A 7,533-nucleotide genomic window follows, 5' to 3' on the forward strand; every position below is an offset into this window, starting at 1 on the left:
GGACCTGGCCCGCTGCCGGAGCCGCTGTCCGGTCCGCTCCGTGCCGCCACGGTGGCGCGCCACCAGGGTGCGGCTCGGTAGGCGCCGTGCGCCGCCGCGGACCGGGCGAGCGCAGGGCCGGTCGCCGTCGCGACCGCGCCCGGCCCTGCGCCGGAGGCGTCCGTCAGCTGCCGGTGACGTTCACCGCGGTCCAGGCGGCCTTGACCGCCTTGACCTCGGCGCTGTCCTTGCCGTACAGACCGGTGGCGGACTTGATGGTCGCCTCCCGGGCGCCGGCGTAGTCCGTCGTCGAGGTCATCTGCTCGGTCAGCGCCTTGAACCAGATCTGCTCGGCCTTCTCGATGCCGATGCCGTCCAGCTTCGAGCCGTCCTTGGTGGGCGAGTTGTACTTCACACCGTTCACCTCGCGCTCCCCGCTGCCGACCGACAGCAGGAAGAAGAAGTGGTTGGCGATGCCCGAGGAGTAGTGGACGTCCACGTCGCCGGCCTCGGGGCTCCAGTAGTCCAGCGAGTTGCCGTCCTTGCTGGGCTCGTCCATGTAGCGCAGCGGGGTGCCGTCGCCATTGATGTCGATCTTCTCGCCGACGAGGTAGTCCGGCACGTCCTTCGGGCTGTTGGCGTGGAACTCGACCGCGGCGGCGAAGATGTCGGAGGTGGCCTCGTTGAGGCCGCCCGACTCACCGGCGTAGACCAGGTCGGCAGTGGTCGAGGTGACGCCGTGCGACATCTCGTGCGCCGCGACGTCCAGCGAGGTGAGCGGCTTCTTGTTGCCCTCTCCGTCGCCATAGGTCATGCAGAAGCAGGAGTCGTCCCAGAAGGCGTTGACGTAGTTGTTGCCGTAGTGGACCCGGCTGAGCGCGCCCTTGCCGTCGCCCGCGATGCCCTCGCGGCCGTGCACCTTCTTGAAGTAGTCCCAGGTCTGGCCCGCACCGTAGTGGGCGTCGACACCCGCGGTGGCCCGGTCGCCCGAAGTGCCGTCGCCCCAGACGTCGTCCTTGTCCGTGAAGACCTTGCCCTTGCCGCTCTGGCCGCCCTTGAGGTCGCTGGTGCTGTTGCCGCCGCGGCCCTCGTCGACCATCTTGAACTTGCCGGTCTTGCCCGAGGTGCCGATCTCGACCTTGCCGCTGTACTGGCTGTTGCCGGTGCCTTCCTTGATGCCCTGGAACTCGAAGAGCTTCTTCCCGGTCTTCGCGTCCGTGATCACATGCAGCTCGTTGGGGGCACCGGACTTCTGGAAGCCGCCGATGACGGTCTCCCATGCCAGCACGGGCTTGCCCTCGGCGGCCCAGACGACCTTCCGCGGCGCCTCGCTGCCCTTGGCCTTGGCGGTGGTGGGCTTGTGCGCCGTGGAGGCGGAGGTCTTCACCGCGATCTTCGCGTTGGTGGCCTTGGTGCTGCCGGTGCGCTTGCCGTCGGGGTTCTTGTGGACGACGAGATCGCCGCCGAGCACGGGTAGCCCGTCGTAGGTGCGCTCGTAACGGGTGTGCGTGGACCCGTCCCTGTTCTTGATGACGCTCTTGACGTGGAGCTTCTCCTTGGCCCCGAGTCCCAGCGCGCGGGCGTCGGCGCTCTTGGCCGCCTCGGTGTCCGCCGCCTTGACCAACTTGGTGTGCTGGGCCGCGGTCAGCTGCGCGGGCAGCGCGCCGTTCGCGGAGTTCTGTCCGCTGGGTGCCGCGCCTGCGGTGCCCGCGGTGACACCCGCCGCTACCAGGGCCGCCGTTGCGGCGAGGGCGGATATCCGCTGCTTGGAGGTGAGAGGTCTCACGTCGGTGGCTCCTTCTGCCATGGGGACCGGGCGGCATGGGCGATCAACCGTCCGGGCAGAACTGAAGTGCGGTGCGCCACGCGGACGTACGACTGAAGATCGTGCTGCTGTGCGAATCCCGCGTCGCGTGTGGTGAGCCTGCCACTTTCGACGTGGGCATGTCACTGGGGCGTCACCTCCCCGATCGGAGGTTGGCCGGATTCTGTTCGTTGATACGAAACCCGTGCCCGCATAACGGACAACTGGGAGAATCGCCTCCGTCGCCGGGATGGGGGGCGGCGCCCGGGACGGTATGACGGCCGGTCAGCGGCCCGGTGGACGACGGCCGGTCACAGGCCGGGTACCGGTGCGCCGGTGACAGAGTGCCGGTACGGCGGCTTCAGGCGCTGATGTCGCGCGCGTGGTCGCCGCGGCCCGTCGACGGCTCGGTGCTCGGGGCGGCCCCGGCCCGGGTCGTCACCGCCCGCAGATCGCGGATCGCCGGCACCGACAGCAGCGCCGCACTGATGCCGACCATGATGACGCCGCCCGCGAGCAGCACCGTACGGCCGCCGAGCAGCTGGGCGGCCGGGCCCGCCAGAGCCTGGCCCACCGGCATCATCGCCAGCGAGCCCGCCACCTCGTAGGCGTGGATGCGGTTCAGGATCTGACCGGGCACCTGGGTCTGCACACTGGTCGCCCACATCACGCTCCAGATGCCACCGCCCACCCCCCACATGGCGGCCGCCGCCATCATGGCCGCGGGCGGCAGCCCCAACCCGACAGCGGCGGGATAGCAGCAGCAGCCGAGCAGCGCGATCGAACCGGCGCGCAGCTGCAGCACGGGTCTGAAGCGCAGCGCCAGCAGCCCGCCCAGCGCGGTACCGCCACCCAGCGCCGAGTTGACCAGGCCGTACACACCCGGCCCGTCGGCCGGGATGATCTCGGACGCGGTCAGCGGCACCAGCGGACCGGAGACGGTCACCATGTAGACCATCCAGATGAGGATGACGCTCCACATCCAGGTGCGCGCCCGGAACTCCCGCCACCCCTCGACCAGGTCGGCGCGGTAGCCGGTGCGTTCGGCCGGGCGGCACCCGGCCGCCGGGGGCAGCCGCAGCAGCGCCAGGCACAGCGCACTCAGCAGATACGTACCGGCGTGCGCGGCGAAGACCCCGCCCGGCGAGAAGGCACCCACCAGCGCACCGGCCAGCGCCGGGCCCAGCAGCATCGCCAGTGACTCGGCGGTACGGATCAGCCCGTTGGCGCCCTGCACATCGGCCGCCACCCGGGGGACGGTGCTGGCGACACCCGGCTGGAACAGGCCCGCACAGATACCGTTCACGGCACCGATCGCACACACCTGCCACAGCACCACATGTCCGCTCAGGAACAGCGCGGCCATCACCGCCTGCGTGACCACCCGCACCAGATCGGAACCGATCATCAGCGCCCGGGTGTTGAACCGGTCGCAGAAGACGCCGCCGAAGATGACGAAGCCCGCCAGACACACCGTCAGCGAGGCGAGGGCCGCCCCGATCGCGCCGGGCCCGTGACCGTGCTGGATCAACCCGGCCGACAGTGCGAGAGGCAGCATGGCGTCACCGAGCTTGGCGACGGCCCGGCCGGTGAAGAAGAGGACGAAGTTACGCGAACGGAGGGAGGCCGCTGGGGCGCCGGGAGGGGTCACGTCCAACCAGTGTGGGACCGCAGGGGTGCGGCGGCGAACTCTTTTCCGCCGATCCGGTGTGCGCGCCCCGTCGTCTGGCTGCGTTCGTGCTCGTAGGCGACCGGATCGCGCAGGGTGGAGCATCGTGCGCCGTGACCAAGCCGACCGCCGCGTACGGGCGCCGCCCGCCCCAGGCGTACGGGGCGGCACCGCCCGTCCTGCTCCTCCCGTTCCTTCCCGGAGGGGAAACCTCGCTCACACGTGTGATCGCGGTGTCCCTGCCGCACGCGCTTCGTTGGTCCGTTCGTCCGGGTGAGACCGGGCAGCGGCACGCGCCGGGCAGCAGGTACACACAGGAGCGGGGACGATATGGGACGGGGCGCACGGGGCACGACGGCACGACAAGTCGGGGCAGACCCTCACCGCACGCGGGGCGTGGGGTGGAGGCTGCGCGCCGTGGTGGCCGCGGTGGGGCTCGCTGTGCTGTGTACCGCGCCTGCCGGGTGCGGTGTCATGGACGACTCGAAACCACCGGGCGACGCCATCCGCGTGACGCCGCAGGACGGGGCACGCAACGTACCCACCGACGCCCGGGTCGAGGTCTCGGTACCCGAGGGGAAGCTGCGCAGCGTCCGTATGCAGCGCAAGGGGAAGGACGCGGGGCGCGCCATCGCCGGCCGGTTCTCCCCCGACCGGCGCAGCTGGCGTCCGCTGCCGGCCTCCCGCGCCAACGTCTCCGGACGCGGCGAACTCGGACACGGCGACAAGACGGTGCTGGAGCTGGCGAGCACCTACGTGGTGGACGTGGTGGCCGTCGACGGGGAAGGGGACCGGGTGATCCGGCACGCCACCTTCTCCACCCGGGTCCCCCCGCACCGTTTCGTGGGCTACTTCCGGCCGGAGGACGGGCAGACCGTGGGCACCGCGACGATCGTCTCCCTCGAGTTCAGCCGGCCCATCACCGATCGGGCGGCCGTGGAACGCGCCATCAGTGTCACCTCCCGACCCCGGGTCCCGGTGGCCGCACACTGGTTCGGCCGCAACAGGCTCGACTTCCGGCCGCGTACGTTCTGGCAGCCGGGCACCGAGGTCACCCTCGATCTGCGGCTGCGGGATGTGCGCGGGGCTCCCGGCGTCTACGGCACCCAGCACAAGAAGGTGCGGTACACCATCGGCCGCGACCAGCGCAGCGTCGTGGACGTGCGCCGCCGCACCCTGACCGTTCAGCGCGGCGGGCGCACCGTCGACAAGTTCAAGATCACGGCCGGCACGAAGAAGAACCCCACCTACAACGGGCTCATGGTCATCAGCGAGAAGTTCGAGGAGACCCGGATGAACGGGGACACCGTGGGGTTCGGGGGCGAGTACGACATCAAGGATGTCCCTCACGCGATGCGGCTGACCCGCAGCGGCACCTTCCTGCACGGCAACTACTGGGCGCCTCGGCGCACGTTCGGCGAGAAGAACACCAGCCACGGCTGTATCGGGCTGGAGGACGAGCGCGGCGGTGACGAGAAGTCACCCGCCGGCCGGTTCTTCCGCCGGTCGCTGGTCGGCGACCTGGTGACCGTGCGCGGCTCGCACGACCGGGCCGTGGCGCCGGACAACGGGCTCGGCGGCTGGAACATGCCCTGGGACGCATGGGTGGCGGGCTCGGCGCTGAACTGATCCGCTGCCGCGGCGGGAGGCGACCCGCCGCCCCGGCCCGGACGGCACCGGCCGCCGCCGCCCGCTGTGCCGACCGACATACCCGACCTCCGAGTCCAAAGCGCCTTCCTCCCCCCGGCCTCCGCAAAACCGCGACCGAACGGTGACCCTCAGGCGCCGCTCGGTGTCACTGTGGTGTGGTTATCTAACAAGGCGGACGCGCGCCGCCGTTCATGTGCCGTTCACGGCCGGGCGGCGCGGCACCGTGTTTTTCGGGGGCGCACACGGGTGCGCGAAAGCCGTGTGAGGACGAGGGGTGGGCCGTCTTGGATCTGAAGACCGTGGCCAGGGACAAGCTCAAGTGGGAGACGATCCGGGGGGACAGCCGTGCCCAGCTCATAGGCGGATCGGCCGTCGGGCTGGTGGTGCTGCTGGTCGTACTGCTGCTCACGCTGACCACCTGCGGCGGTGGCGGCGGCTCCGGGGCCCGCGCGGACACCAAGGATGCCGACAAGCCGGCGAAGGGTCCGTCCGAGGCGGTGGTGACCGTCGCGCCCAAGGACGGCGCCGAGGACGTCAAGACCTCCGGGGCGCTCAAGGTCTCGGCCGCCAAGGGCAAGCTGACCAAGGTGACGGTCCAGGACAGCAAGGGCAAGAAGGTCAAGGGCAAGCTCGCCGACGGCGGCACCGAGTGGCGGCCGGCCACCCACCTGGCGGCGGGTACGAAGTACACGGTGGACGCCGTGGCCAAGGACTCCGAGGGCCGCGCCTCGGCCAAGCACGCAGCATTCACCACCTTCGTCCCGCAGAACACCTTCGTCGGCTACTTCACGCCGGAGAACGGTGACAAGGTCGGTGCCGGCATGCCGTTCTCGATCAACTTCAACCGGCCGGTCGCCAACCGCGCGGCCGTCGAGAAGGCGATATCCGTCTCCGCCGACCCCCAGGTGGAGGTGGCGGGCCACTGGTTCGGCAACCAGCGGCTGGACTTCCGCCCCGAGGAGTACTGGAAGTCCGGCACCAAGGTCACCGTCGACCTCAACCTGAGCGGCGTCGAAGGCTCCGAGGGCGTCTACGGAACGCAGCGCAAGACGGTGAAGTTCACCGTCGGCAGGCAGCAGGTCAGCGTCGTGGACGCGAAGAAGAAGACGATGACCGTCACCCGGGACGGCAAGAAGCTCAAGACCATCCCGATCACCTCCGGCCGCCCGGCCAACCCGACCTACAACGGCAAGATGGTCATCAGCGAGAAGCACGAGGTCACCCGGATGAACGGGGAGACCGTGGGCTTCGGTGGCGAGTACGACATCAAGGACGTGCCGCACGCGATGCGCCTGAGCACCTCGGGCACCTTCATCCACGGCAACTACTGGATGGCCAAATACCAGTTCGGCAAGGTCAACGGCAGCCACGGGTGCATAGGCCTGTTCGACATGCGCGGCGGCGGCGCCAACGGCTCACCCGGCGCCTGGTTCTTCCAGAACTCGCTGGTCGGTGACGTGGTGGAGGTCAAGAACTCCGCGGACGAGACGATCAAGCCCGACAACGGCCTCAACGGCTGGAACATGTCCTGGGAGAAGTGGACGGCGCCGCAGTAGGCCCCGAGGGCTGTCTGCCGCGTGGGCCCCGGCGCTGTGAGGAACGGCACCGGGGCCGCGTCGCGTAACGGCCGTTAACCTCCCTGTATGACGGTTAACGAACCCAGCGGCGCCACCGCGCGCCTAGAGGTCGCCGACGGCGTCGGCACCATCCGGCTCGACCGGCCGAAGATGAACGCCCTCGACATCGCCACCCAGGACCTGTTGCGCGAGCTCGCCGAGGAGGCGGCGCGCCGCGAGGACGTGCGGGCCGTGGTGCTCTACGGCGGTGCGAAGGTGTTCGCGGCCGGGGCGGACATCAAGGAGATGCGCGAGATGGACCACGCCGCGATGGTCCTGCGCTCGCGGGGACTTCAGGAGGCGTTCACCGCTGTCGCCCGTATCCCCAAGCCCGTCGCGGCGGCCGTCACCGGCTACGCGCTCGGCGGCGGCTGCGAACTGGCGCTGTGCGCCGACGTCCGGTTCGCCGGTGAGAGCGCCAAGTTGGGCCAGCCGGAGATCCTGCTGGGACTGATCCCCGGCGCCGGCGGCACCCAGCGGCTGTCCCGGCTGGTGGGCCCGGCCAAGGCGAAGGACCTCATCTTCACCGGGCGCACGGTCGCGGCCGACGAGGCCGCCCGGATCGGTCTGGTCGACCATGTGGTGCCGGACTCGGAGGTCTACGAGCAGGCACACGCCTGGGCGGCCCGGCTGGCGCGGGGTCCGGCGCTGGCGCTGCGCGCGGCCAAGGAGACGGTCGACTTCGGTCTCGAGGCGGACATCGAGACCGGGCTGGCGCTCGAACGCAACTGGTTCGCCGGGCTGTTCGCGACGGAGGACCGGGAGATCGGTATGCGCAGCTTCGTCGAGGAGGGGCCGGGCAAGGCGAAGTTCCG

Annotated in this window: 5 protein-coding genes; 3 read left to right on the plus strand and 2 right to left on the minus strand. The window is 70.3% G+C overall.

From position 1 onward, the window contains the following. Positions 1–163 precede the first annotated feature (163 nt). A complete protein-coding gene (locus tag JW613_RS13000; RefSeq protein ID WP_307865874.1) occupies positions 164–1,765 on the minus strand; it encodes a M4 family metallopeptidase in 1,602 nt (533 codons plus the stop codon). Between the two features lie 379 nt (positions 1,766–2,144). Continuing rightward, positions 2,145–3,434: an MFS transporter gene (locus JW613_RS13005; protein WP_209210934.1), complete on the minus strand. Its 1,290-nt coding sequence runs from the start codon at positions 3,432–3,434 to the stop codon at positions 2,145–2,147. Between the two features lie 492 nt (positions 3,435–3,926). Here JW613_RS13005 and JW613_RS13010 point away from each other — a divergent pair, with 492 nt between their 5' ends. From JW613_RS13010 to JW613_RS13020, 3 genes are all read left to right on the plus strand, one after another. Next, positions 3,927–5,081: a L,D-transpeptidase gene (locus JW613_RS13010; RefSeq protein ID WP_245225466.1), complete on the plus strand. Its 1,155-nt coding sequence runs from the start codon at positions 3,927–3,929 to the stop codon at positions 5,079–5,081. Positions 5,082–5,386: 305 nt separating this feature from the next. After that, positions 5,387–6,658, plus strand: coding sequence for a L,D-transpeptidase (locus tag JW613_RS13015; protein WP_245225468.1), 1,272 nt, complete (start codon positions 5,387–5,389; stop codon positions 6,656–6,658). An 87-nt stretch (positions 6,659–6,745) separates the two neighbouring features. Further along, a partial coding sequence (locus tag JW613_RS13020) for an enoyl-CoA hydratase/isomerase family protein (RefSeq protein WP_209210936.1) occupies positions 6,746–7,533 on the plus strand: 788 nt, incomplete at its 3' end.

The sequence above is a fragment of the Streptomyces smyrnaeus genome (genome assembly GCF_017676345.1).
Taxonomy (GTDB): Bacteria; Actinomycetota; Actinomycetes; order Streptomycetales; family Streptomycetaceae; genus Streptomyces; species Streptomyces smyrnaeus.

Bases quoted from the DNA above. Each gene is read 5' to 3' on its own strand.
- JW613_RS13010 (WP_245225466.1), top strand. From the start codon at position 3,927: ATGGACGACTCGAAACCACCGGGCGACGCCATCCGCGTGACGCCGCAG.